This is a genomic window from Psychrobacter immobilis (assembly GCF_904846175.1).
GTDB lineage: Bacteria > Pseudomonadota > Gammaproteobacteria > Pseudomonadales > Moraxellaceae > Psychrobacter > Psychrobacter immobilis_E.
This window is the reverse complement of record NZ_CAJGZM010000002.1, coordinates 108,384-134,076: the sequence shown is the minus strand read 5'-3', so window position 1 is coordinate 134,076 and position 25,693 is coordinate 108,384. Positions and strand designations below refer to the sequence as shown.

The following is a 25,693-nucleotide window of genomic DNA, read 5'->3' as shown; positions in this document are numbered from 1 at the left end:
CGCGCTTTAAAAGCAGCGATTATAACAAATTTTGCTAACGGATTGAAAACTAGCACAAAATTATTGGCACTTTAATCCTACTTTAATAACACCCTCAAGCTTATGTAATGATGCTATTTTTGCTAAAATAAGCATTTTTCATAGACTAATAATAGATACGAATATGACTCTCGTTACTGCGCAGACCTCCGCTACCAATCCAAAAAACGACGCTAACTCAACCGCTTTGCATAAAAGCCAAAATGCCGTCGTGCTTCTGTCGGGCGGCCTTGATTCCGTGACTTGTTTATATTGGGCAAAGGCACGCTATGCGTCTGTGACAGCAGTTAGTTTTAACTATGGTCAACGTCATAATAGTGAGCTTGTCGCTGCCAAAGCCATCGCTGAAAGCGCAGGAGTCAATCATCGTATTATTGATATCGATATCGCGCAGCTTGGCGGCTCATCACTCACTGATCACAGCATGATTATCCCTGACGGCGATACTGATAAATTCCCGAGTAAAAATCGTAATGAAGTTGATAACGATTCCATCCCAAATACATATGTGCCTGCGCGTAATACCATATTTTTATCTTATGCCTTAGCAGTCGCTGAAGTGACCGATGCCAACCATATCGTCATTGGCGTAAGTTCAGTCGATTATTCAGGCTACCCTGATTGCCGTCCAGAATATATCGCCGCTTTCGAATACATGGCAAATCTTGCCACCAAAGCTGGCGTTACCGGTCATCATTTATCGATTCAAACACCGCTGCAGCATTTAACCAAAGCAAAAACCATCGAGCTCGGTTTATCGCTAGGGGTCGATTATGGGCAGACGATTTCTTGTTATCAGGCAGATGCCAATGGTCTTGCTTGCGGTGTCTGCGACAGCTGTGTGCTACGTCGCCAAGGATTTGCTCAAGCTGGGGTTATTGACCCTACCCATTATCAGCCTTAATAGTATTAATAAATACTGTAAAAACAGGCTTATAGCTATCTTAAAGTAAGAGTATAATTGCCTTTATGCAGAAGCTCATTAAACATTTGCGCAACATTTGCTTGCATTAACACAGCACGCTGCCGTTGTATTTTAAGCGATTTCCTTGCTATGGTATGGGCGACTATATCAGTGACGACTGTTAGCTGCTCATGGTTAGGTAAATATAATGAGTAATATATACATAGAAAATTTCCTATATATTTATCTATAGACGTTATAACATGAGTGACAAAATCATTAAAAACACTATTAATTAAAAAAGTGACAAAATAAAACGACCAAGATTTTTATAAAAAAATCTGAGAAATCGACGCGACCCGTAGAGGATGTTTATGAAGTTTTTGCCCGTATTACCCCTAGCCCTAGCTGCTCTGTTTGCATTGCCACAAGCAAATGCTGCCGATATCAAACAGGCTAATATCAATACCTGTGTCAATGGCGCGGTCAAATATAAAGTCGCTGACAAAAATACGGCGACCAAACTATGCAAATGCACCATCGGTGTCCGCAGCAATATGACCATCGGTCAGATGTGGGAAATCGAAAGCTACGCACAAGATAAAAAAGACCCATCAAGCTTACCTTACGTGAAAAAAATGCAAAAAGACCTGCAACAATGCACGGTTGGCTTGGATTTAAAGCAGCCACAAAAACCCGCATAAGCTACTTAAAAAATACTTGCTACAAAATACAAAAGACTGGTCATTGCCAGTCTTTTTTGTTGCGAATGAATAAGTGAAGTGTAAAACTGGCTAGTTATTGCGATGAATCTGCCTATAATAAGACCACTGAGCATAATATACGCATAAGCGAAACTAATAAGGATTTTATAATGGCTAAGCCGACCACTGAAACTATTACCCTACCCGATTTTCCAGTCACCATCGTACGCGAGCTTGACGGTAACTTTATTCATGACGATATCAGCCTAAAAGAGCTGGTCGCTCATACCGATAAAGGGCTTATCTTATATTTTTATCCAAAAGACAATACGCCAGGCTGTACCACGCAAGCGACAGATTTTACCGCGCGGCTTAATGAGTTTGATGAATTGGGCTACGATATCATCGGTGTCTCGCGCGATAGCGTTGAATCTCACGAAAAATTCATCGCCAAGCACAATCTGCATATTCCGCTTATTAGTGATAATGACGAGAAACTGTGCCAATACTTCGATGTCATTAAAGAAAAAAACATGTATGGCAAAATCAGCTTAGGTCTTGTACGTTCTACCTTTGTCTTTGATAAAAATGGCACCCTTACCCATGCGCAGCGCAATCTGAGAGCAGCAGGCTATACTGAGCGTTTACTTACGACGCTAGCAACCTAGTTTTATTAATGATTTTTTGATAATTTTTAAAACCTATCCTCTATGATAAAATCCTCCTTATTTGAGAATAATATGAATAAACAGCCTGATAGCGCTGCTGATAATAGCAACAATAAAAAAGTGACACGCAAGGTATCGGTTGCAGTCATTGGCGCCGGTACTGCCGGTCAAAACGCCTTTCGCCAAGCCAGAAAACTAAAAGACGACGTCTTGATTATTAATGATGGGTTTTGGACGACTACCTGTATCGCTGTTGGTTGTATGCCAAGCAAATTACTGATTGCCGCCGCTGACCGCGCCCACGATGCCAATCATTCTGGCGAGTTTGGTGTGCATGCCAGCGTGCAAATAGATGGTAAACAAGTCATGGAGCGCGTACGCGCAGAGCGTGATCATTTTGCCAGCTATGTTGAGGAGCAAGTAGAAAGTTGGCCTGCAGAGACAAAAATAGCGGGTCGCGCGTATATCAATAAACAAGGCTTGATTGAGGTCAATGATGAGCTGATCGAAGCGGATAAAATCATTGTTGCCACTGGCAGCTCAACCTTTATCCCAGATGGCTGGAATGATAAGCTTGGTGATACCTTACTTACCTCCGATAGCGTCTTTGAGCTACCCGATTTACCAAAGTCATTGGCTGTGGTTGGTGCAGGCGCCATCGGCTTAGAGCTTGCGCAAGCCTTTACTCGTTTAGGCGTCGACGTTACTTTATTTAATCGTGTCAAACGCGTGGCGGGTCTAAAGGACGATGACATTAGCAATAAAGCCATTGATTGCTTAGGCCGTGAGCTGACCATGCATTTGGGTAGTAACATTACCGACGTTGGCACTCAAGAAAATTCGGCTAATGAAGACTCAAATGAAGGCTCAGTTGCCTTTATTGATTACGAAGATAGCGCAGGTCAGAAGCAGCAATGGCAAGGTCAGTACGTTTTGGTCGCCACCGGTCGGCGCAATAATATCGATACACTTGGCATTGAAAACCTAGGCGTTGAGCTTGATGATAAAAATCGCCCAAAACAGCTTGATAAAAAAACCGGTAAAATCGGTGATTTAGAAGTCTATATCGTTGGTGATGCCAATGCCAATCTCCCTTTATTACATGTTGCCAGTGATGAAGGTTTTAGCGCGGGTAGCATGGTTTGTGAAAACAACCAAGATGCTCATATCCGTCCACCTGCTACGCCATTTTCTATCGTATTTTGCTCACCGCAAATCGTTAACGTCGGCATGTCGCTACCTGATATCCAAGCAGACTCAGAACTTGAACATGTCATCGGAAGTGTGAGCTTTGACAATCAAGGACGCAGCCGCGTGATGGGTGTCAACTGCGGTTTATTGCATATTTACGGTTGCAAAAAGACAGATAGAATCTTGGGCGCAAGCATGGTCGCTCCTGATGCTGAATATATTGGGCATATATTGGCCATGGCGATTACCAATGATATGAGTATCAAAGACATGCTTGATACGCCTTTTTATCATCCGACGATATTAGAAGGCTTGCGTACCGCATTACGTGACGTGCAGCGACTGATGAAGATACCTTATCAATCGCATGATACCCAAGAGGGTAATTTTTAAACGTCTGTTTGGCTCGGTGCTTTAAGTTAATTTACAAGCAGATTTTTTATTACCCATCTTATTTAGCCCTAAACTTCGCATGGATAAAACAATGGCAATCGCTAGTATTACTGACTTCTTTCAAGAGATTGTTCGCGACCTACATACTAGCCTATACCTTGCTATTGGCGGCACTATAGATGAAGACTCCTTAGACTGGTCAGCTAAATCGGTAGAATTGGTGAGTACGGGTATCAAAATTCTCATACTGCTGGCGGTATTGGGATTTTTTTATTGGCTTGCGATTTATATTGTCAAAAAAAGCAAAACCAGAATCCGCCTAAATGAACGCCGGTCTAAAATTGTTCGCTCAGTGCTGCGCTATATTTGGATTGTGACCAGCTTGATAGCTATCATGAGCCAGCTAAACTTTGAGCCGGAGACGGTCAAAGCTACTGCCAAAGCCAGCACTTGGGCGGGTATTTATTATGTGCTGTGGACGTCATCAGGGCAAATTATTCATAAAGTCCTGCAACATTATGGTCTGAACGCTTCTATTGAGCAGCTGCTTAAAAATATTTTATCTGTGCTGTTATTGGTCTTAGGACTTGCCAGCGTCATGGCACAATTTGGCTTTGATATCGTGTCATTGGTAGCAGGTTTGGGTATCGCTGGTTTGGCGGTCGGCTTTGCTGCCCAATCGACGCTTGCCAACTTTATCGCTGGCATTACTATCTTGCTTGAGCAATCGTTTCAAGTGGGCGACTGGGTCAATATCAATGATAATGAAGGGCGCGTCGTGGTTATCGCTTTACGCACCACCCATGTCTTAACCCGTGACAATATCACCGTTATTATTCCTAATTCAAACGTTGCTTCTTCTGTGGTCACCAATTTAACCTCAAAAAACTTTATACGCTTTGATATCCGCATGCGTATTGCTTTTGAAGATGATATCGAGAAAGCGCGCGAAGTAATTTTGCAGGTATTGGCTGATAGCGAAGTGGTGCTAAAGCGCCCTGAAACGTCAGCGACCATCGATGAAATTGGCGAATATGGTGTATTTTTTATCGTGCGTTTTTGGGTCAAGCCTGCGGCGGTGGCGCGTATGCCAAAAATTAAAGAAGGCTTACGAGAGCATATAAAAAGTGCCTTTGATGCGGCAAACATCTCCACGCCCTACCCGCATATGCGCTTGCTGATGCCAAAAGATGTCGATTATCCTATCGCCACCAAACCCTTTGCCACCACTACGCAATTAGTTACAGAAGCAGTATCGTTAAAAAAGGATGATAAATAACGTCTTATTAAAGCGTGCTCCTAATCTAGAAAAGTAAGTTTAAAAACCTTAAACCACAAAGACTACTTCAAACATAGCTCTCTAGGATATGGCAAGAACAACTAGCGTAGCTTGTAAGGTCTAAAAAAAGCTCATATATTTTGATAGCTTATATCGTGAATATACTCTTAAAGATTTGCTTATGGATTGCTATAACCATTATCATATAAATGCAGCATTTTTAAAACAAAAAGATAATAGCCTAAATCGGAGTAAATAATGATTACCCATGTACCTGATATGACTTTCAAAACTCGTGTTCGCGATGACTCTATCGGAGGAGACAATCCATTCACATGGTATGACCTAACCACAGATGAGTTATTTGCCAATAAAAAAGTGGTTGTGTTCTCACTACCAGGTGCCTTTACGCCAACGTGTTCAACCAGCCATCTACCTCGCTATGAAGAGCTTTACCATGAATTTAAAGCGTTAGGCGTAGATGAAATCGTTTGCATTTCTGTCAACGATGCCTTCGTCATGTACCAATGGGGTCTAAAGCAAAACCGTGAAAACGTTTTCTTGCTTCCTGATGGCAATGGTGAGTTCACTCGTAAAATGGGCATGCTGGTTGATAAGAGTAATCTTGGCTTTGGTATGCGCTCATGGCGTTATTCGATGCTTGTAGATAATAAAGCCATCAAAAAAGTGTTTAAGGAAGCTGGTTTTGACGACAACTGCCCAACAGACCCGTTTGAAGTATCAGATGCAGACACCATGTTAGCGTATTTGAAAAGTAATGCTTAACCACGATGCTTAAGTACAATGCTTAAGCACATTGACGCTTGATTGGTATTTTCAGGCGTTGATAGATACTCAAATACTGATGCTTGAATACTGATGCTTGAATACTGTCGAACGGCGTAGTCCTTGAATATAAGGGCTGCGCCGTTTTTTTATGGTTTTTTTACAAGAATCTCTATCACTGAGCGATTTATTTTCCTCGCTGACTGCAATTTATCTCATATTTATTACCATTTTTAAAATCAGGACACGCTCTAGATCAAAAACCAATAATGAGCCATTTTTTTAATCTCACGCTAGATAGCCATGCTTTTAATAATGCCTTAAAGGCAAAATTTTAAACCCTGTCTTTTAATCAAAGCCACTTAAACCATCCATAGCGTAATTATGGTAAAATTAGCGGTTAAACATCTTATTTTATGATGTACTTTATTTATCAATATTTATCAATTTAGCCCACAGGTATCCGTATGACCGAAACAACCATGCCCAACTCCTTACCAGCCACTTCAGCAGAGTTGTCGCTTGACCTTATTATTACCTGTGCCGATGGGCTTGAGGCACCGCTACAAACTGAGCTGACCAGTTTCGGTATTGTGAGTGATATCAAGAGTACCGGTCGTTTGGCAGTCACCGGTACATTACGCGACCTATATACCATTTGCTTATGGTCGCGGGTTGCGTCACGGGTATTGATGCTGATTAAGCGCAAAAATATCAATGCCGAATACGATGTGGCAGAGCAGCTTTATGGTTTGGCAAAATCGGTCGATTGGACGCAGCAATTTAGCTTAGAGCAAACGTTCGCGATTCGTTTATCGGTTGATAAACGTGTGGCTGTCAGTCAGCAGTTTGCCATGCTGCGTATCAAAGATGCGATTGCCGATACCTTTAACGAAGTCTATGACAGCCGTCCTAACGTCGATAGTAAGAACCCAGATTTTTCTGTGTTTGCCACGGTCAATGACAAGCAAGCTGAGCTGTATTTAGATTTATCAGGCACCAGTTTGCATCGCCGTGGCTACCGCGTGGCCATGACTGAAGCGCCATTAAAAGAGAATTTAGCAGCGGCGTTGCTCTATAGCGCAGGTTGGCATAAGAAAAATGAACAAGGTGATGCGCCTTTCTATAATGCCTTAATTGACCCGATGTGTGGCTCAGGCACCTTTATAATTGAAGCATTGCTGATGCATTGCGATTATGCCGTCGGTATCGATAAAGCCGCCAATCAATTTGGTTTTTACGAGTGGCAACATCATGACGATGTGTTATGGAAACAAATGATTGATGATGCGCAAATGCGTTTTCGTGAAGCATTAGAAATCATTAACGAACAACCAGATACTTTGCCACTGATTTTAGGCTTCGATGCCGACAGCGGTGCGATTTTGGCGACAGAAAAGAACTTAATTGCCGCAGGTTTGCAGGATTTATTACCATTACTTGACCTTGAAACCCGCGCCCTTGACCGACTCAGCAGCATCTTAAAGCCATTGGCTGATGATGGTCGTTTAAGCAATCCTTTAATCATCACCAACCCACCTTATGGTGAGCGTTTGGGTGATGAAGAAATGATTAAACCGTTATACCAAGCGATTGGGCTTATTCTACAAGACAGTTTTGCGGGTAGTGATATCAACTCAATGCTCGGAATCTTGGCGGCCAATGTCGAACAAGTGGACATCTTACCGATTAAAGAGCCAAAAACCTTACGTTGTCATAATGGTGCTATCACGGTTTATTTCCGCTATGGCACCTTGATTGCTGGGCAAACGGGTAATTTGGTCAGTCGCTTTGAGAAACGTGAGATTGAAGTGGAAGAAGGACAAGACTTCATCAACCGTTTGCAAAAGAATCTTGTCAAACTGAAAAAACTGGCTAAAAAAGACACTGTTAGTAATTTACGCGTTTATAATGCGGATTTGCCCGATTTTAAAGTAGCGGTCGATTTATATGGCGATTATGTGCACGTGCAAGAATACGCACCACCAAAAACCATTCCACCTGAAACGGCGAAAAAACGCTTTAATTTGGCGTTAATGGGTATCCGTGAAGTGTTTGGGATTAACCGTGAACAAATCTTTATTAAAACCCGCGCCCGTCAATCTGGTAATGATCAATATAGCAAGCAAGGCAATACGGAAAAGCGTGGCAAGTTCTATGTCGCTCGTGAAGATGGCGCGTATTTCTATGTCAACTTTACCGATTATCTCGATACTGGTTTGTTTATTGATCACCGTAATATGCGCGCCCGTATCAAAGACAACAGTCGTAATAAATCCGTACTGAACTTATTTGCTTATACCTGTACGGCAAGTGTCCATGCGGCTTTGGCTGGCGCGAAAAAAGTCACCAGCGTTGATTTATCACAGAATTATCTCGATTGGGGCAAGCAGAACTTTGCTTTAAATGGCTTAAATGTCAGTGGCAATAAATATCAATTCGTCGCGGCTGATATTTTTGAGTGGATTAAAGACAATACTGAGCAATTTGATATTATCTTTATCGATCCACCAACCTTTTCGAACTCGAAAAAGTTCCAAGGTACCTTTGATGTCCAGCGTGATCACTCTGCCATTATTAATCGTGCAATGAATCGCTTGACCGCTGATGGTATTTTGTATTTCTCCAACAACTTTACCCGTTTTGAGCTCGATGAGCAGTTGACTGAGCGCTATGACGTTGTTGATATCACCCAAAAAACCATTGGTTTTGATTTTGATGTTAAAAAGCCAATTCATCAGAGCTTTGAGATTCGCCATCGTTAAGGCTTATAGTTTAGGTTTATAGATACTTATAAAGGTTAATCAGCGCATTTAGGCATTGTTTTGTAATGTGAACATCGTATTCGCATTTAAAAACAGTCTTTTATAGTCAGTCTTATCTTATATATAGCCGTACACATAACAATGACCCAATCAGCTTTGATTGGGTCATTTTTTGTTGCTATGATAGAGCGTCACTAAATACTAACTAGGTAATAGCTAAGCAACCGTGAAGCGTAGATTTACGAGCGCTTTAATCCCAATATTGCGATTTTTTTTATTTATATAACTTAACTATCAAACCCTTAGTCACTCTAATAACAAGGATAACCCCATGGCTTTATCACTTAATAAAGGCGGTAACTTATCGCTTACCAAAACCGACCCAAATTTGACCAAGCTACTTATCGGTCTTGGTTGGGATGAGCGCGCAACGTCTGGCGCTGAATTTGATTTGGATGCCAGTGTATTTTTACTCAGCACGGCGGGTAAAGTACGCGGCGATCATGACTTTATCTTTTACAACCAGCTAAAATCTGACAATGGCGCGGTTGAGCATACCGGCGACAACCGTACTGGTGAAGGCGATGGTGACGATGAAGTCGTTAAAGTAAACCTGACCCAAGTACCTGCTGATGTCGATAAAATCGTCGTCACGGTGACCATTCATGATGCAGCTGCTCGTAGCCAAAACTTTGGTCAAGTCGCCAACGCTTTTATCCGTGTTGTAAATGAAGAAACTGGCACGGAAGTGGTACGTTTTGACTTAGCAGAAGATTACTCTGTTGAAACCGCGATGGTATTTGGCGAAGTCTATCGTCATAACGGTGAATGGAAATTCCGCGCCGTTGGTCAAGGCTATTCAGGTGGCTTGCAAGCCATGTGTCAGCAGTATGGCGTCGATATCTAAATTGATATTTGACCCGTGTTAACAGCTTTAACTAGACAATAAACACGTCCAAAACTTAAAGTTATGCTATATCATTATGCGCTGTGATTAGAACTGTAAAATGTGGTTGCAAAATAGTCACAATTTTCAGTCGTTAAATGATTGGTAATGCTTTATGTTTCGTTTAAAATTATGCAAAAAAGCGGTTAGCGATAACCGCTTTTTTGTGGTTAGTGTCTATAATAGACCGACCTTAGCTTTATGCAACCAGACAGGATGTGTCATGAGACATTTTTATTTAGACTTTATCTTCACGGCCATTGCCCTAGCGGTCGCGGCATGGTGGGGATATTCACATGGCGGTATGGGCGGTATGATAACCACCTTATCTATTACCGCTATTTTGGCCGTCATGGAGATTTCATTATCGTTTGATAATGCGGTGGTCAACGCTTCAGTCCTTAAAGGCTGGGACGAATTTTGGAAAAAGATATTTTTAACCGTTGGTATTTTAGTCGCAGTCTTTGGTATGCGCTTGGTATTCCCTATCGTTATCGTTGCGGTCACTGCTGACTTGGGTATTATGCAAGTGGTCGACCTAGCGCTAAACGATCCTAAAGAATATTCAGCCAGATTATTGGCGCATCATGCTGAAATCTCAGCATTTGGTGGTATCTTCTTATTGCTGGTGTTCTTGAACTTTATCTTTGACGATAAAGAAGTACATTGGTTTGATTGGCTTGAGAGCCGTTTGGCAAAACTGGGTAAAGTCGATGCCATGAGCGTGTTTGTAGCGCTTATCGTGTTGATGATTGCGGTATCATTTGCCAATCCTGAACAGTCAAATGCTGTCTTAGTCGCCGGTATTTGGGGTATTTTGGTATACCTTGGCGTACAAGTGGTTTCGGGTATGCTTGAAGGCGACCTTGAAGCAGATTTAGAAAATGAAGAAAATAGCTCGGGCGCTGCAGCGACCAGCGCAATTATGAAGGGCGGTATTATCGGCTTCTTATACCTAGAAGTCCTTGATGCTTCATTCAGTTTCGATGGTGTGATTGGCGCATTTGCGATTACCAATGACGTTATCGTGATTATGCTTGGTCTTGCAATCGGTGCGATGTTTGTGCGTTCGATGACTATCTTCTTGGTCGATAAAGGCACGCTTGATGAGTTTGTTTACCTTGAACACGGCGCGCATTATGCTATTGGCGCTTTAGCTATCATCATGTTGTTATCGGTGAAATTCCATGTACCAGAGATTATCACTGGTCTGATTGGTATTGCGTTTATTGGTTGGGCGTTTATCGCTTCACTCAATTATCGTAAGCGCGAAGCGAAGTCGATTACTTAGTCTTAATTTTAGTTTAATTTTTACCACTAACTTCAAATTAAGTAAAAAGAACTTTGATAAAAGATATTAGCAATGACAGGTTATATCAAGCAATTGGTATAACCTGTTTTTGTATCTGTATTTGCATACTCTGAATAATTGAATGTTTTTGAATAATTAGCTAAATCTTCGGCGTTAATTTGAGTTTATATACACATTTGATGCATGAAAAACACCTTACCAATATATACCATCTTCAATACCCTCAACCTAGCTGTTTATTTTTACTTCCCTGCCAGCACTTTCTGCAATTTCGCCAATATCACACCATATAAAGGTAAAAAGATAAGCACGCCCATCACTATCTTAAACAAGTAGTCCATCGCGCCAATCTCAACCCAGTGCGAGGCCATAAAAGGGTCTGGGCTTTTATAAAAAGCGATGGCAAAAAAGCAAAAGCTATCGACCAGATTACCAATAAACGTCGATACTAAGGGCGCAATCCACCAAGTTTTAAGTTGGCGCAATTTATTAAAGATTTGGATATCTAAAAGCTGGCCAACGACATAAGCGCTGAAGCTTGCAAGAACAATGCGAAAGACAAATAAATTAAAATCTAGCAGATGCTCATGACCGACAAACTGTCCATCAGCAAATACGACCGAAAAATAGTACGAAATTGCTAGTGCAGGAAGCATCGCAAAAAAGATAATACGTCTAGCCAACTGCTGACCAAAAATTCGCACAGTCAAATCAGTAATCAGAAAAATAAACGGAAAGGTGACGGCGCCCCATGTGGTAATAAAACCAAATAGCCCGACAGGTATTTGCACTAAGTAATTACTGATAGCGATGATAAAGATATGCAGACTCGCAAGCCAGAATAAAGCACGGCTGTAGCGAATAGATTGAATCGGGGTGGTTAAAAGTGTACTACTGCTCATAAAGAGTCCTTTTTTTAAGTCAGGGTAGAGGGAACCTGGGCGCGCTATTATAAATCATAATAAGATAAATAGCCAAAATAGGTCTGATATCGCCATAAATCCCTTTTTTTATAAATAAAAATATAACTGTCAGATAGGCACACAAAATACGCCTTGCTTAGTAAGCAAACGCTTAGTATAGTAAAACGTAATGATAGGCAGGACATGGCGTACAGGTCGATTTATTTACCTTCTACGCTCAGATACTTTCGCTAAGTCAGTTACTTTCGCTAAAAGAGTAATCACTGCCCTATTTTTAGTTTATTTTATAAAACCAAATCCACTTAACTATTAATCCAAAGGATATTTATATGGCTATTAGCTTAACAAAAGGCGGCAACGTAAACTTATCAAAAGAAGCGCCAGGTTTAACCAATATTACTGTCGGTCTAGGCTGGGATCCACGTGCTACTGACGGTCAAGAGTTTGACTTAGATGCGATTGGCTTTTTGGTCAATGAAGCAGGCAAAGTCCGCAACGACCAAGACTTTATCTTCTTTAATAACTTAAAGTCAGACAACGGTGCGGTTGAGCACACAGGCGATAACCGTACTGGTGAAGGCGACGGCGATGATGAAAAAATTAAAATCAACTTAGCTAGTATCCCAGCTGACGTCAGCAAAGTTGCTATCTGTGCCATTATCTATGAAGGCCAAGCCCGTAACCAAAACTTTGGCCAAGTTGGCGACGCTTACATCCGTGTGGTAAATGATAATGGCGAAGCTGAAATCGCACGTTATGACTTATCAGAAGACGGTAGTACTGAAACCGCAATGATTTTTGGTGAATTATATCGCCATGCTGGTGACTGGAAATTCCGTGCAGTTGGTCAAGGCTTTAGCGGCGGTCTAGGTCCATTAGCTTCATCTTTTGGTGTTAATGTTTAAGATTACAAGCTGAATTTGTAGAATCAAAAAAAGCCATCAAGTGTGTCCAATTATCACATTTGATGGCTTTAAAAGTAATTGGCTAGCAAAAGTTTGCTTTTAGATAGAATTCTTTATACAGGCGTTTAAAAACAAAGAAATAACTTTAAAAAAATTAAATCACTATTTTAATATTGATACAAGGATTTGCACCCCATGGCCGCAACGTTTAGCTTAATTGGCACTATTGAACCTTTTTTGCATTGTAACTTAAAAAAAGGCGACTCTATTTATTGTGAAGCCAATGCTATGGTGATGATGGAGTCGAACCTTGAGCTGAAAGGTAAGCTACAAGGCGGACTCATGCAGTCACTGATGCGCCGTTTTGCTAATGATGAATCACTATTCCAACAGCAGATTGAAGCCGTCAATGGTGAAGGTGATTGTTTGCTGGCACCAACGCTAGATGGTGATATGCAAATATTGGATGTCGGCGCGCAGCAATATACGCTTAGTGACGGTGCATTTGTAGCGGCGCAAACAGGTGTCGAAGTCAAAGCTAAAATTCAGCGTAACTTAGGTGGCGCTGTCTTTGGAGATACTGGCGGCTTTATGGTGATGCAAACCCAAGGTAATGGTCAGGTAGTGGTATCAGGCTTTGGCTCGCTATTTGAGATTGATGTCGAACCTGGCAAAGATGTCATCATTGATAACGGTCATGTGGTCTGCTGGGACTCACGTTTAGAATACAAGCTATCGGTCGCCACCAGTAAGAAAAAAGGTTTTATAGGTAATATCATCAATTCGGTCACTAGCGGCGAAGGGATGGTTTTAAATTTCTCAGGAACTGGCAAAGTCATTATCTGCTCGCGCAATCGTGATAGCTATCAAGGCTGGCTACAAAGCATTTTAGGTACTAGCTCAGGTGGTCGTGGTGGCAGCAGTGGTTTTTTAGATAATATCTTATAATTTAAGTTTTATTTTATAATTAAAGTTTATAGCCGAGATTGATAGCTATAAAACAGCGTAGAGATTAATAACTAAAAAACAGTACTAAAAGATTAATTACTCCACTCACAATTATTATAAGGATTTTCCCATGGCAGTTAGTCTACAAAAGGGTCAAAAAATCTCCCTCAGCAAAGAAGCTGGCGGTGAGCTTACTCAAGTAAAACTGGGTTTAGGTTGGGACGTATTTCAAGGAGCGCAAGAGAAAAAAGGCGGCTTCCTAGGCAAGTTATTTGGCGGCGGTAGCGGCGGCGACTCTATCGATTTAGACGCTTCATGCATTATGTTTGATGCCAATAAACAAGCGGTCGATGCGATTTGGTTCAACCAGCTACAATCAAAAGATGGCAGCATCCTGCATACTGGCGATAATCGCACTGGTGATGGCGACGGTGATGATGAAGTCATCAACGTTGATTTATCGAAAGTTCCAGCTAATGTAGTTTCACTGGTCTTTACGGTCAATAGCTTCACTGGTCAGACGTTTGAAACGGTAGAAAACGCCTTTTGCCGTATCGTCAATGCCAATAACAATACTGAAGTGGCGCGCTATAACTTATCGTCGCAAGGTACTCATACGGCAATGATTATGGCAAAAGTGTATCGTCATAATAATGAGTGGAAAATGCATGCGATTGGTGAAACGGCTTCTGGTCGTACTTTCCATGATTTGATGCCGGCTATCACACCGCATGCTTAATTCATTCCAGCATAACTTGTAAGACTGTTAGCAATCTATAAGCAATCAGCCCGTCTATTTATAATAGACGGGCTGATTTTTTGTATTAAATAATACTATTAAAGCGCTTACTTGCTACCACGCTTCCAGCTAAAGCCCCAATTAAAGGCTTTATCCATCTCTTGATGGCCTTTAAAATACTCATTAATACGTTCAACATTGATACTGCCATTTTGATTGACCAAACGTGCGATGGCGCACATTGGTAAATTACCAGCACCTTCTGTCAAACGGGTTTCAATCGGCGGCTGTTCGGGTGCATGAATGGTCACCACGCCATCGGTTTGTGCCCAGTTTGGTGCGCCTTCATAAATGAAAGCAAAGATAAAGACTTCTTCAATCTGCGACCACTGTTGCCCATTGATATCGAGCCACTCACCGCCGCTGACTTGTCCGGTTCTATCATCGGCACGCAACAAGACATAAGGCGCTGATTGTAAGTTACCAAAGCGATTCCCTAAAGCTTGAATCAGCGTTTTTTCACCGTTTTTCAGATGAATCATCGCTCCAACATCAAGGTCAATACCAGCGGCTTTATGCTGCTTAAATAGGTCGCCGAGCAAGCCTTTTTTAGGCGCTTGCATACTGCTATCTGGGCGTTGATTCCAATTAAGATTGACAGAAATTTTACCAAAATCATCACGTTTTTTTAGATTGATGCTAGATTGGTTTTTGGTTAAGGTAATTTTGCTTAGGTTAATTGACGGATTTGGAGAAGCTGTAGGAATTGGCGGTGGCGTAGTTGTTTGAGGCACACTACCAGCTTTTTGCGTATTGATAGGTCTTTGCGTATTAATAGATTGAGACTGGCTTGGTGCTTGATTTTGTGACTGGCTTTGAGCTGGCGCTTCATCGGCAATCTCAACACCGAAATGCTCAGACAAAGGTTTTAAACCACCCTCAAAACCTTGGGCGATAAAACGGAACTTCCAGCTACCTTGGCGGCGGTAGCATTCCGCTAAGATAATCGCTTTTTCACTACGTCCAGCAGCGCTTAGTTGGCAAGTCATCAGCACTTGGCTGCCTTGTAAGACTTGAATATCCACATCACCAACTTGAGCAAGCGTTTGCGCACTAGAAAACGCGAGGGCTATCTTCTCAATACTTGCTGGCTGCGTAGGTAAATTAATATCAAAAAATCCATCGCTATCATGACCACGGAAGCTTACGCTACCATCATCGCTACGCGTCTGACCATAAAATATCATGTCACCATCGCCGCGTACTTTGCCATCAGTGGTCAAACGATAAGCGGCACAATCGATAGCACTTTGGCTTAAAATACGGATGCTGATATTATCCGTTGGTAGCGGCGCATTGGCGCCAGCAATCAGTTTTTGAGGTTGACTCATCATTTATCCTTTAGGTTATTTATTATTTGTTGATATGGGTGCTGTTGGCTATCGCTATATAGTAGCATGGATAACGGCTGATTTTTAAAGCGCACGCCTGTTCAACAAAGCGTTAACAACCCTGCAAAAATATTTTTACAAATACTTAATGCTATTTTGTCAGCCGCATTTATAACGCTTAGCATTTGTATATAATAGACCCTGCTATAACCAACGCTGTTGACCAACTCCGTATTGCGCCTTTGGTTATCGCCTTATTAAATGCCAGTCCCAGTTATTCCCTTCTAAAATTTATGATAACGCTGAGAGAATTATGAAAACCCCTGCTAACGAAAGCCTTCATACAACGTCGACTGCCGCGCCATCTGCCGTTTGGTTAGCTGAAGGTCAGTCAAGCCAGCGTGATATGTTAGCCAGCCTGCAAGCATTAAAAACCCAATCTGATAAACCATTTAACATTATCGCGTCACACCGTCATAATAGACCTGAGATTTTTGAGTTTGCCGATAGTGTTTACCGTGAGCCATCTACAAGCGCCACAGACAGCGATGAGCAAGCAATGCCCGAATCTGTTGAGCCATTGATGCCGCGTTGGGAGTTTGTCTTAGAGCAAGCTCAGAAAAACAACGTGAAAGTATTACTCACTGGACGCAATGGTATTGATTATGAAACTCATCGCGAAAAATTTGCGTCAGCAGGTATTCGTTTATTAACTGGCGCGACAAGTGTGGCGGCGTTAGAAGCAATAGATGATAAATTTGCCTTTATGCAGCAATGCTACGGGCATAATATTCCCGTTGCCGATGCATGGCGCTTTGATACTCTCGCAGAGCTTGAGGCATTACTTGCTACGCACGGTCATCAGCCTTTATGCGTCAAACCGGTTACGGGTATTTTTGCGCAAGGATTTTGGCGTTTAGGCAAAGTTAAAGAAGCGGATAAAGAGGCTGGTAAAAATGCGGGCAAAGAAGCAAGCGAGCCTTACGATAGCTTTGAGCATTTATACTTTACCGAAGAGAAAAAAATCAATACCATGCAGTTTATCAATGCCTATGCAAACAGCCTAATGGTGCATGAGCGCCCTATTCCTATGTTACTGATGCCTTATTTATCAGGGCAAGAATATTCTATCGATGTCGTTTGCGAATATGGCGAAGTATTGGCGGCCGTCACCCGTTATAAAACGGGGAAAATTCAGCATATCAGCTACGAGCAATCGGTCATGGATGTGGTTATTCCTTTGATTAAAGCCTTTGGCTGCGATGGTATCGTTAGCGTACAAACCAAAGCCGACGATGACGGTCAGCATCGAGTGCTTGAAATTAACAGCCGCCCCTCTGGTGGCATTGATTACACCACCCATAGCGGGGTCGATTTAACCCAAGTTGGATTCGGCTATTGGCTGGGCTTAACTGATAAGCCAAAACTGGCTGATATCTCTCAGCAAATCATTCCCTGCCAAGTCCGCTCAATCATGGTCAGCGTAAAGATTGAAGAAGATGCTAGCGAGTAAGTAAAAACAATGAAATAAAAAATCGGCGGTAATAAATTGACGGTAATAAATTGATAGCAACCGAATATATTCAATAAGAGGCAAACGATGACAGCACAAACCACGTTAGTGTTAGGGGCAAATACGGTTATCGCGCAACCCAATTGTTCGGTCGCTTTTGCGACGACAAATCAGCTAAAGTTTGGCGAGCAGCTTGGGCTATTATGGCTGCCTTTGAATGAGCATCGTAAAGCTGCCTGTAGTCCGGCTTATCTGCATGAACCAAAAGAGTGGGCGCAGCTCAATAGTAAGGATAATCCAAACGCATGGCAACTGGATTTGCCTGCATTGTTTGATAAACAAGGCGCAAGCTTTTTACAACTGATTGCTTACGTTTATCATGAGCCAAGCCTAAACTTACCCGCTATCGAATTAAGCAAGGTAAATTTAACACTAAACAATGGCGATATTCGTTATGAATTTATCGCAAGTGAGCGCCATGTTAAAGCAGCGATCATATTAGAGATATACCGGCGTAATGGACAGTTTAAATGCCGCGCCCTTGGTGAAATCTCTACCCAAGGTTTGGCAAGCCTTGAGCATCGAGTGCAAGTCAGCCTTGATATTCGTCCACCAGATACGCATGCGCTGATTCAAGAAAACCAACGCCAACAAAATATATCAGGAACTAATAACGAATCGCGCCCACCACGCCAAGTTCAGTCTGGTGAAACTTGGACAGGGACGGCCTTTGCTATTGATCCTTATCATCTACTGACTTGCTATCATGTCATTGAGTCGGCGGCGATGATTGGAATTCGCCAACAAGGACAGCCTGATCGTGAAGCACAAGTAGTATTAAGCGATATCGGCAGTGACTCAGCCATTATTAGAGTAAGCGAGCCGCTGCCCAGTTATTTACCCTTAGCACAGCGTTGTACTGATAATTTGGGTGAAACTATTACGACTTTAGGGTTTCCATTATCAGGATTGAGCAGCCAATTACAAGTGACTCAAGGCTGTATCTCAGGACTGACAGGACTTAGCGATGATATTCGTTATATGCAATTTACCGCACCGATTCAGCCCGGCTCTAGTGGCAGCCCTTTATTACTGCCGACTGGCGAAGTTATCGGCATGGTAACGTCTAGCCTCGTGCATGAACATGCACAAAATATGAACTATGCGGTGAAATTTCAGTTATTATCCGCCCTACTCGCGAGCGCTGGAATCAGCTTGGCTGATTTGTCCGATACTTCACACGCTAACACTGGCGCTCTAACGACACCACAGCTCAGTAAAAAAAGTCGCGGTGCTTTGTGGTTGGTAGGATGTCAAGGTTAAGCAATCATTACAACGATATAAAAAATTGAAAGACCAAAGGAAAATAAATGCTAAATAAGCAATACAGCACAACCATTAACTTACCACGTGGCACCCTTGATCTAACCTATCAAACTAATGTGGCTACAGACAACAATAACGTAGAAAAGTCTGACAGCTATCAACTAGAAGACTTGCTCGATTTCGCTCAGCGTATTAACCCAAAACGCGCGTTTTTGTTTGTGTCAAAAGTTTTAGGTCGTCATATTCCAGTCGCGCCTAGCACCATGCGTCATGCTTTTACTGATTTATCAAGCCTAGTACCAGATGATTTGCCTGAGCCAATCTTGGTCATCGGCATGGCAGAGACGGCCGTTGGCTTATCTGCAGGTGTGCATCAAGCGCTACAAACTCGCTATCCCAATGCGCTGCTATTAAACTCTACGCGTCATGCGCAACATGGCAGCGATAATAATCATGCTTTGCTAACCACATTTAGCGAAGACCACAGTCATGCTAGCCAGCATTTGATTTATCAAAGTGCAGACAACAGCACTCAAGCGCAACTACTTGCCAGCAAAACGTTGATTATGGTCGATGACGAAGCGTCAACGGGCAACACTTGCGTCAATGTCGTTACAGCCTTACGCAATGCGAGGCTTGACCAGTTACAGCAAGTACATCTGACCACTTTGGTAGATTGGTCCCTAAATCAGCATCAGGGTGCAGCTGACTCGGATGACGTTGTGTCTGACCAAATCGCTAAACGCCTCCCTAATATTGAGTTTCAACGTCATCACTTGTTATCTGGTGCATGGACATGGACAGATGCGCCTAATCCTGAACCGATAACGATGCCATCGGTCGATACCACTGAGGCTGGCAGTCATACGTTAGGTGATACTGGCAACTGGGGACGCTTCCCAACCCTAGACAGCACCGATGGCTTTGCTAATTACCTTTTGAAGTTTCAAACCGCATTCAAGGTATTTAATAAGCAAGAGCAGTTTGAGAAAGAGCAGTTTGATAAAAAGCATTTACCACAGCGGATTTTAGTATTGGGCAGTAATGAGTTTGTCTGGTTACCGTTTTTATTGGCGGAATGGCTGGAGACGCAAACTCAAAACTCTACGGTTAACTTTAGTGCGTTAACGCGCTCGCCGATTGCCCTTGGTGGTGCGATTACCACGATGCTAAGTTTTAGCGATAACTATGGGCTTGGTATGGCCAACTTTGCTTATAATGTTGAGCCTAGCGATTGGGATTTGATTGTATTATGTGTAGAGACATCAGCGGATAGCGTTGATGACATGTGGAAAGATTTGGATAATGTCTTGGTGGTGAGTCCGACGCTTTAAGCTGTTTTACAAAAGTTAGCTTACAAAGGCTATCTTATAAAAGCTGTCCTATTAAGACTATCCTTTAAATCCTACTTTTATTTTCACATTTAACCCTTACGCACGCTTTTATGGCAAATAATATGACTACCCTATTTTTTCAAACCAACCCCGATATCGTTAAACCCTACGCGCTGATGGATTTGGACGATACGCTTTTTCAAACCCAACGTAAAATCGATGCATGGAATTTGCCGACGGCTGAACCAGAAAACTTAGTTTGCGCGACCGTTAATAAACAAGGTAAGCCACTAAGTTTTATGAGTCAGCGCCAAGCTGCGTTCTTTAATTGGCTGCTGCTTAGTACAGAGCTGATAGTGGTCACCGCACGCGACCGCAGTGAAATCAAACGCGTTAAGCTGCCTTTTGACAGTTGGCAAGTCTTAACTCATGGTGCCATTATTCTTGATAAAGACGGTACGTTACAAGCGCAGTGGCAACAGCGTATGCATAGTCAGCTTGCACCACTGCAAGATAAATTGCAGCAGCTAAGCCAATTATTTGCCAGTCATAGTAAAAATGACAGCAGCCAGCTGGTTTTTACACCGCATATTGATCACTTTAATAATGGTACTGTGAATGAAGAATTGACCATTTATTTGGCTATTAAGCATGCGCAAAAGGACCATCAAGCGTTAGTAGATCTAGCTAAAAAGTTGCCAACGTTAATACGTGACTTTGAGCAAGATTTTTATGTGCACGTGAATGCGAATAATCTGGCGATATTGCCACACGCGGTTCATAAGCGTCATGCAGTACAGTTTTTATTAGATAATCATTTAGACAATCAGCGTCCAAGCTTTGGCTTTGGTGATAGCTTGGCCGATTTACCATTTTTGCAATTGCTTGATTGGTATGGCATGCCCAATCATGGTCAGTTGCACGATAGCTTTATCTCTCAGTAATTCTAAACACTCAATAACTTTTAATCCTCAATTATTCTCAGCTTTTAATCGCTTTAAAATCTAAATAACTATAATAATAACCACTATTTATAGAAGTAGAAAACATCTTATGACCAATCATATGACGGACCCTAATATTCAAAAACTGGAGACATATGGCTCAGGCAGCTATCTTGCCAGCGATGTGACCGTACTGCTCGATATCGTCGATAAAGCGTCAGTTGCCGATGTACCGGTTAGCCAAAAAGAAGCGCTGATTCAAAGCGGTCAGCGTCATTATTCAGACATGTTGACGTTAGAGCAAGCACCAACTGCCATACACGAGCAATTGTATCAGCAAGCATTAGAGCAAGGTACAACGAGAACCGCGACTGATATTACTAACTTGGCTTATACGCTGCATCATACTTTTCAGCAAACTATGGTTACTGGACGTCCATTAGTATTAATCAGCTTAGTACGTGCAGGTTTGCCCATTGGCGTATTATTGCAGCGCGCTCTAGCAGATGCCAACAGCAGCTATGCGTTGCCAAGCGTGCATTATGGTATCAGTATCATTCGCGATCGCGGCCTTGATGCAGTCGCTTTACAGATGATATTAGACACTCATCCAAACAGTGACATCGTATTTGTCGATGGCTGGACGGGCAAAGGAGCCATTTATCAAGAGCTGGCTCGTAGCTTAGAAGTCTTTAGTAACCCTAATCATCCAAATTTTGCCAATATTTTTCATCAAGGTGAAAATGTTATTCCCTTATTAACCCTTGCTGATCCGGCTGGCGTTGCTTGGCTAGCAGCTAGTGAGGATGACTGGCTGATTCCTTCAGGTTTATTGAACAGCACCATATCGGGACTGATATCACGCAGTTTATATACTGAGCCACAATCGGGGCTACATCGTAGTGTCTTTTATGATAGCTTGGTTGAGGTAGATCATAGCCTAGCCTTTGTTGATCATATTGATACTGCACGGCGGGCATTGTCTACGCCTCTCCAATACTTGCAAACGTTTAAGCAACCACGTTATCAGACCGCGGATTTAATCGATATGCTGGCAGCAGAATATGATATTAGCAATCGCAACCGCATTAAGCCGACCATTGCAGAGGCGACACGGGCGATATTACGCCGTGATCCTGAACGCATCTTGCTTGCCACCGCCGATCACCCTGATACGGTATTATTGCGGCATTTATGTAGCGAGCGTGATATCAATATCACGGTATTAGGTGCTAAAATACTCCCCTATCAAGCGATTACGTTGATCAAGCAGCGCGCAACAGATCGTTCATGATTTATTGATGCCTTGATGTATTGATGTATTGCGAAAGAAATATATCCGTATTGCACTAGCAGCGCTGTTTTTATCATACGTCCTTATGCTATGACCTTCCCTCTATAAACCATTCATTTATCACTATTTACGATGCCAACTATGTCCGATATACCGCACAACGAGTCCAACCTTTATAATAACGATCAGTCTTACGCCCACCTGATTACTGAGCGTCATGCGATGCTTAAGCCGCATACTCATCACCCGTATCAATTGGGTGCCAGCCTTTACATGCCTGCGACGCGGCAAGATATTTGGCAAGTCATTACGCGCGAAAAATTATCGACGATTAACAGTATTATTATCTGCTTAGAAGATGCGGTCAGCCATAGCGATGTTGAGCTAGCGCTCATACGACTGCAAACGCTGCTACATACGTGGGCAGCGCATGTCGATAGTATCAATGACCCAGCAAAAAAACATGGCATTCAATCAAAAGAGCAAACCGATCAGCCAACCAGACCTTTAGTATTTATACGTCCGCGTCATCCAGCGATGTTAGAGCAGCTGGCAGATTTTGCTCATATTGATTTGGTCGACGGTTTTGTGATGCCAAAAGTCGATATGTATAGCTTGTCTAATTGGCGTATGGCGTCTCAGAATTTAAGCACTGAGCATTTATTGATGCCGACGCTTGAGACGGCAGCGCTGTTTAACCCGCATCACAATCAAGAATTGGCGATTGCATTTAAAGAAGCTTTTAGCCAGCCCGTTTTTGCCTTGCGTATCGGTGGTAACGACTTATTTGCAGCGCTACGTTTGCGCCGTCCTAAAAATAGCATCGTCTATGATACCCCGATTGGTACGCTCGCCTATCAGCTGCTTGGCTGCTTTGTACCGCATGGTTTTTATCTTACAGCTCCGGTATTTGAATACTTAGAGCAGCCAACGCTGTTTATGAAAGAGCTAATGCGTGATGTAAACTTGGGACTGGTCGGCAAAACAGTCATTCATCCCAGTCAGATTGCTTTGGTACAGCAAGCGTATTGCGTGCCGCTAAGTACCTTGGATGAAGCGCAGGCAATCTTACATAGCGAGGCAAAAGCGGTATTTAAATATAACGATACGATGCTCGAGCCTGCCACACACCGTGCATGGGCAACAGAAATCGTCAATCGCGCTGAGGTCTTTGGCACCCTTGATGATATTAATACTGACTATACGACCCGGTTATAAATAAAGACATCAACCTTATTGCTTTAGAGTATGTTTTTTAAAACTGCCGCTTTAAAGTTAATCTGTTCATCTAAGTTTCAATAAAAAAGCCGTTATCCTATTTAAGATAACGGCTTTTTTTCGTTTAAATACTTTATTAATTGCTATGTCTGATTCAAGACTGGTTCCAGTTTAGCTCAAAGTTAGACACAGTTTGCTAAAAAGGTATTAATCACCTTATTCACTTGCTCAGGTTCTTCTACCGTCGCCGTATGCCCAGCGCCTTTGATAACCGCAAGCTTCGAGCCTTTAATCGCAAAATGCATCCGCTCAGCTTTTGCATAAGGTGTTGCCGTATCTTCATCGCCAACGATAATCAGTGTCGGCGTGGTAATTTCCCCTAGCTGATCATAAGTGGCTGAGCGCTCAATAACGCCTGTAGTTGCCTTAACCACTCCGCCCTTACGATTACTTTGTAGCATCGCTAGCCACTCTCTACGGTCAGCCTTACGCGACTTATCTGTCAAAAAGCTGCTGCCAAACATAATAGGCATTACCTTTTGACTGACCCGCTTCATACCCAACCAACGAATGGCTTTCATCAGCTTACGATATTGTGGCACGTTTTTAGGATCTTCAGGATCGGCTGATGTTTCAAGTAGCGTCAGCGATAGCAGTAGCTCTGGACGTTTTAGCGCGATACGCTGAGCGACAAAACCACCCATGGATAACCCTAAAAAATGGCATTTATCAATATCCAGCGCTTCCAATAATGCTAGCGTGTCTTCGGTCAGTGTCTCCATATCATAGCCAGATTTGGTGATTTCAGACTGACCTTGTCCCCGAAAATCAAATGCAATACAGCGGCAGCCAGATTTGAAATATTCCACCTGCTTGTCGAACATGCGCGTATTCCATAGCAAACCATGGGCGAATACCATGACAGGTTTTTGCTTATCCTCGGGCGCACTGTCTTCATAATAAATATCGACATTATTGACATGAATAATTGGCATAACCACTTCCTTGTTGGTGTAATAAAAAATCAAACCTTTTAAAATCTGTCTTCTAGCATAATGCACCAAGCAAATACTTCATAGCGTTATTTTGGTACGGCAGATAGTATATATTCGATTATATAAATATAATAAAATAAGGAAAAATAAAATATTTTTGTCTGTGTCTTAAGCGCCTACAAAACTCGCTTCTATAATCATAGCAAGCTGCTATAGTAATCAGCTTGAATGACTTGTTACACCTAAGCACCCTATCCATCATAACGTCCATTGTTATCAGCAATGCTTATCTAACATTCTTACTAAGGAAACCAAATATGTCACAACCTCTGGTCGAATATCATAGCGAAAACCATATTGCCACTATTACCATGAATGACCCTAAGACGCTAAATGCGTTTAGCACACCATTAAAAGGCGCAATGATGGACGCGCTTGATCAGGCGGATCAAGATGCTGACGTCCGTGTGATTGTATTACAAGGGTCGAATAATAATTTCTCTAGTGGCGGTCATATTGGTGAAATGTTAGAGAACGGTATGGAATCAGAAGCATTGGTGGCAAAGCTTGATTTTATGCTCAGAGAAGTGGCAGAAGTAAGCCTAAAGTTGCGTAATATTCATAAGCCAATTATTGCTAAATTAGAAGGTGCAGTGGCTGGTGCTGGGATGAACTTGGCATTAACGTGTGATTTCCGTATTGCCGCTGATAATGCCAAATTTGTGCAAGCCTTTGTCAATATCGGTTTGATTCCAGATGCGGGTGGCATTTACTTATTGAATCAATTGATTGGTGCGGCGAAAACGACTGAGCTTGTGATGCTGGGCGATAAGCTCACTAGCGCTGATGTCGCGCGTCTAAACTTAGTCAATAGCGTCGTGAGCAAAGATGAGCTTGACGCCAGCGTACTGGCATTGGCAACGCGCTTAAGCAACTTGCCGGGAAAAGCCTTGGCATCAATGAAGCATATGATTAATGTTCATGCTTTTACGGGCTTAAATGAAGCGCTCGATATGGAAGTGGATCAACAAACCATGATGGCCAAAACCGCTGACTTTGCTGAAGGTATTACCGCCTTTATGGAAAAACGTAAGCCCGTTTATCAAGGTAAATAAAAACCTAATAATGCTATCGTCTGTACTACTAAAAAAAGGCTGCCTAATAGCAGCCTTTTTT

The 25,693-nt window shown here is 42.4% G+C and carries 22 protein-coding genes; 19 read left to right on the top strand and 3 right to left on the bottom strand.

Translation table 11 applies throughout. The features are described 5' to 3' along the window. Nucleotides 1-226 precede the first annotated feature (226 nt). The 9 genes from queC (at nt 227) to JMW39_RS03085 (ending at nt 10,966) form a co-directional block, all read left to right on the top strand. Complete coding sequence (gene queC / locus JMW39_RS03125; RefSeq protein ID WP_201544277.1) at nt 227-943, top strand: 7-cyano-7-deazaguanine synthase QueC; 717 nt, start codon at nt 227-229, stop codon at nt 941-943. Between the two features lie 374 nt (nt 944-1,317). After that, on the top strand, nt 1,318-1,647 hold the full coding sequence (locus JMW39_RS03120) for a hypothetical protein (protein ID WP_201543728.1): 330 nt from the start codon (nt 1,318-1,320) through the stop codon (nt 1,645-1,647). A 170-nt stretch (nt 1,648-1,817) separates the two neighbouring features. Next, nucleotides 1,818-2,315 carry a peroxiredoxin gene (locus JMW39_RS03115; protein ID WP_201543727.1) on the top strand — a complete coding sequence of 166 codons (498 nt, stop codon included), beginning with the start codon at nt 1,818-1,820 and terminating at the stop codon, nt 2,313-2,315. 72 nt (nt 2,316-2,387) lie between these two features. Further along, nucleotides 2,388-3,899, top strand: a complete 1,512-nt coding sequence (locus tag JMW39_RS03110; protein ID WP_201543726.1) for a dihydrolipoyl dehydrogenase — start codon at nt 2,388-2,390, stop codon at nt 3,897-3,899. 91 nt (nt 3,900-3,990) lie between these two features. Further along, complete coding sequence (locus JMW39_RS03105) at nt 3,991-5,178, top strand: mechanosensitive ion channel family protein (protein WP_227679210.1); 1,188 nt, start codon at nt 3,991-3,993, stop codon at nt 5,176-5,178. A gap of 258 nt (nt 5,179-5,436) precedes the next feature. Continuing rightward, entirely contained in the window at nt 5,437-5,964 is a 528-nt protein-coding gene (locus JMW39_RS03100; protein ID WP_201543724.1) for a peroxiredoxin, read from the top strand. Nucleotides 5,965-6,431: 467 nt separating this feature from the next. Further along, nucleotides 6,432-8,729, top strand: a complete 2,298-nt coding sequence (rlmKL, locus tag JMW39_RS03095) for a bifunctional 23S rRNA (guanine(2069)-N(7))-methyltransferase RlmK/23S rRNA (guanine(2445)-N(2))-methyltransferase RlmL (protein ID WP_201543722.1) — start codon at nt 6,432-6,434, stop codon at nt 8,727-8,729. Nucleotides 8,730-9,060: 331 nt separating this feature from the next. Next, nucleotides 9,061-9,636, top strand: a complete 576-nt coding sequence (locus JMW39_RS03090) for a TerD family protein (protein WP_025650997.1) — start codon at nt 9,061-9,063, stop codon at nt 9,634-9,636. 262 nt (nt 9,637-9,898) lie between these two features. Next, nucleotides 9,899-10,966 (top strand): DUF475 domain-containing protein, encoded by a 1,068-nt coding sequence (locus JMW39_RS03085; RefSeq protein ID WP_201543720.1) that lies wholly within the window; start codon nt 9,899-9,901, stop codon nt 10,964-10,966. A gap of 263 nt (nt 10,967-11,229) precedes the next feature. Here the strand turns inward: JMW39_RS03085 and JMW39_RS03080 are convergent, their stop codons facing one another. After that, complete coding sequence (locus JMW39_RS03080) at nt 11,230-11,889, bottom strand: 7-cyano-7-deazaguanine/7-aminomethyl-7-deazaguanine transporter (protein WP_201543719.1); 660 nt, start codon at nt 11,887-11,889, stop codon at nt 11,230-11,232. 350 nt (nt 11,890-12,239) lie between these two features. On the opposite strand from JMW39_RS03080, the gene JMW39_RS03075 reads away from it, so the two are divergent. The 3 genes from JMW39_RS03075 (at nt 12,240) to JMW39_RS03065 (ending at nt 14,502) form a co-directional block, all read left to right on the top strand. Beyond that, on the top strand, nt 12,240-12,815 hold the full coding sequence (locus JMW39_RS03075) for a TerD family protein (RefSeq protein WP_201543718.1): 576 nt from the start codon (nt 12,240-12,242) through the stop codon (nt 12,813-12,815). 195 nt (nt 12,816-13,010) lie between these two features. After that, complete coding sequence (locus tag JMW39_RS03070) at nt 13,011-13,763, top strand: TIGR00266 family protein (protein WP_201543717.1); 753 nt, start codon at nt 13,011-13,013, stop codon at nt 13,761-13,763. 130 nt (nt 13,764-13,893) lie between these two features. Then, a complete protein-coding gene (locus tag JMW39_RS03065) occupies nt 13,894-14,502 on the top strand; it encodes a TerD family protein (protein WP_201543716.1) in 609 nt (202 codons plus the stop codon). A gap of 107 nt (nt 14,503-14,609) precedes the next feature. Here JMW39_RS03065 and JMW39_RS03060 read toward each other — a convergent pair whose 3' ends face one another. Further along, complete coding sequence (locus JMW39_RS03060; RefSeq protein WP_201543715.1) at nt 14,610-15,893, bottom strand: TerD family protein; 1,284 nt, start codon at nt 15,891-15,893, stop codon at nt 14,610-14,612. Nucleotides 15,894-16,206: 313 nt separating this feature from the next. Between JMW39_RS03060 and JMW39_RS03055 the strand changes: the two genes are divergently transcribed. The 6 genes from JMW39_RS03055 (at nt 16,207) to JMW39_RS03030 (ending at nt 23,522) form a co-directional block, all read left to right on the top strand. Continuing rightward, entirely contained in the window at nt 16,207-17,406 is a 1,200-nt protein-coding gene (locus JMW39_RS03055) for an ATP-grasp domain-containing protein (protein ID WP_201543714.1), read from the top strand. An 87-nt stretch (nt 17,407-17,493) separates the two neighbouring features. Continuing rightward, entirely contained in the window at nt 17,494-18,729 is a 1,236-nt protein-coding gene (locus JMW39_RS03050) for a trypsin-like peptidase domain-containing protein (protein ID WP_201543713.1), read from the top strand. Between the two features lie 47 nt (nt 18,730-18,776). Next, nucleotides 18,777-20,066, top strand: a complete 1,290-nt coding sequence (locus JMW39_RS03045; RefSeq protein WP_201543711.1) for a phosphoribosyltransferase domain-containing protein — start codon at nt 18,777-18,779, stop codon at nt 20,064-20,066. A gap of 122 nt (nt 20,067-20,188) precedes the next feature. Beyond that, on the top strand, nt 20,189-21,010 hold the full coding sequence (locus tag JMW39_RS03040; RefSeq protein WP_201543710.1) for an HAD hydrolase family protein: 822 nt from the start codon (nt 20,189-20,191) through the stop codon (nt 21,008-21,010). A gap of 121 nt (nt 21,011-21,131) precedes the next feature. After that, on the top strand, nt 21,132-22,304 hold the full coding sequence (locus JMW39_RS03035; RefSeq protein WP_201543709.1) for a cysteine protease StiP domain-containing protein: 1,173 nt from the start codon (nt 21,132-21,134) through the stop codon (nt 22,302-22,304). A gap of 141 nt (nt 22,305-22,445) precedes the next feature. Further along, entirely contained in the window at nt 22,446-23,522 is a 1,077-nt protein-coding gene (locus tag JMW39_RS03030; protein ID WP_201543708.1) for an HpcH/HpaI aldolase/citrate lyase family protein, read from the top strand. 182 nt (nt 23,523-23,704) lie between these two features. On the opposite strand, the gene JMW39_RS03025 is transcribed toward JMW39_RS03030, so the two are convergent. After that, the gene (locus JMW39_RS03025; RefSeq protein WP_201543707.1) at nt 23,705-24,517 is read right to left on the bottom strand and encodes an alpha/beta fold hydrolase; all 813 of its coding nucleotides are present in this window, start codon (nt 24,515-24,517) and stop codon (nt 23,705-23,707) included. A 317-nt stretch (nt 24,518-24,834) separates the two neighbouring features. Here JMW39_RS03025 and JMW39_RS03020 point away from each other — a divergent pair, with 317 nt between their 5' ends. Further along, nucleotides 24,835-25,632 carry an enoyl-CoA hydratase/isomerase family protein gene (locus JMW39_RS03020; RefSeq protein ID WP_201543706.1) on the top strand — a complete coding sequence of 266 codons (798 nt, stop codon included), beginning with the start codon at nt 24,835-24,837 and terminating at the stop codon, nt 25,630-25,632. Nucleotides 25,633-25,693 lie beyond the last annotated feature (61 nt).

Excerpts from the sequence above, each read along its gene's own strand:
- JMW39_RS03100 (WP_201543724.1), top strand. The coding sequence starts at position 5,437 with ATGATTACCCATGTACCTGATATGACTTTCAAAACTCGTGTTCGCGAT.
- JMW39_RS03020 (WP_201543706.1), top strand. The coding sequence starts at position 24,835 with ATGTCACAACCTCTGGTCGAATATCATAGCGAAAACCATATTGCCACT.
- JMW39_RS03080 (WP_201543719.1), bottom strand. The coding sequence starts at position 11,889 with ATGAGCAGTAGTACACTTTTAACCACCCCGATTCAATCTATTCGCTAC.
- JMW39_RS03115 (WP_201543727.1), top strand. The coding sequence starts at position 1,818 with ATGGCTAAGCCGACCACTGAAACTATTACCCTACCCGATTTTCCAGTC.
- JMW39_RS03030 (WP_201543708.1), top strand. The coding sequence starts at position 22,446 with ATGTCCGATATACCGCACAACGAGTCCAACCTTTATAATAACGATCAG.
- JMW39_RS03055 (WP_201543714.1), top strand. The coding sequence starts at position 16,207 with ATGAAAACCCCTGCTAACGAAAGCCTTCATACAACGTCGACTGCCGCG.
- rlmKL (WP_201543722.1), top strand. The coding sequence starts at position 6,432 with ATGACCGAAACAACCATGCCCAACTCCTTACCAGCCACTTCAGCAGAG.
- JMW39_RS03035 (WP_201543709.1), top strand. The coding sequence starts at position 21,132 with ATGACGGACCCTAATATTCAAAAACTGGAGACATATGGCTCAGGCAGC.
- JMW39_RS03105 (WP_227679210.1), top strand. The coding sequence starts at position 3,991 with ATGGCAATCGCTAGTATTACTGACTTCTTTCAAGAGATTGTTCGCGAC.
- JMW39_RS03050 (WP_201543713.1), top strand. The coding sequence starts at position 17,494 with ATGACAGCACAAACCACGTTAGTGTTAGGGGCAAATACGGTTATCGCG.
- JMW39_RS03040 (WP_201543710.1), top strand. The coding sequence starts at position 20,189 with ATGACTACCCTATTTTTTCAAACCAACCCCGATATCGTTAAACCCTAC.
- JMW39_RS03090 (WP_025650997.1), top strand. The coding sequence starts at position 9,061 with ATGGCTTTATCACTTAATAAAGGCGGTAACTTATCGCTTACCAAAACC.
- JMW39_RS03075 (WP_201543718.1), top strand. The coding sequence starts at position 12,240 with ATGGCTATTAGCTTAACAAAAGGCGGCAACGTAAACTTATCAAAAGAA.
- JMW39_RS03060 (WP_201543715.1), bottom strand. The coding sequence starts at position 15,893 with ATGAGTCAACCTCAAAAACTGATTGCTGGCGCCAATGCGCCGCTACCA.
- JMW39_RS03120 (WP_201543728.1), top strand. The coding sequence starts at position 1,318 with ATGAAGTTTTTGCCCGTATTACCCCTAGCCCTAGCTGCTCTGTTTGCA.
- JMW39_RS03065 (WP_201543716.1), top strand. The coding sequence starts at position 13,894 with ATGGCAGTTAGTCTACAAAAGGGTCAAAAAATCTCCCTCAGCAAAGAA.
- JMW39_RS03085 (WP_201543720.1), top strand. The coding sequence starts at position 9,899 with ATGAGACATTTTTATTTAGACTTTATCTTCACGGCCATTGCCCTAGCG.
- JMW39_RS03045 (WP_201543711.1), top strand. The coding sequence starts at position 18,777 with ATGCTAAATAAGCAATACAGCACAACCATTAACTTACCACGTGGCACC.
- JMW39_RS03070 (WP_201543717.1), top strand. The coding sequence starts at position 13,011 with ATGGCCGCAACGTTTAGCTTAATTGGCACTATTGAACCTTTTTTGCAT.
- JMW39_RS03025 (WP_201543707.1), bottom strand. The coding sequence starts at position 24,517 with ATGCCAATTATTCATGTCAATAATGTCGATATTTATTATGAAGACAGT.
- JMW39_RS03110 (WP_201543726.1), top strand. The coding sequence starts at position 2,388 with ATGAATAAACAGCCTGATAGCGCTGCTGATAATAGCAACAATAAAAAA.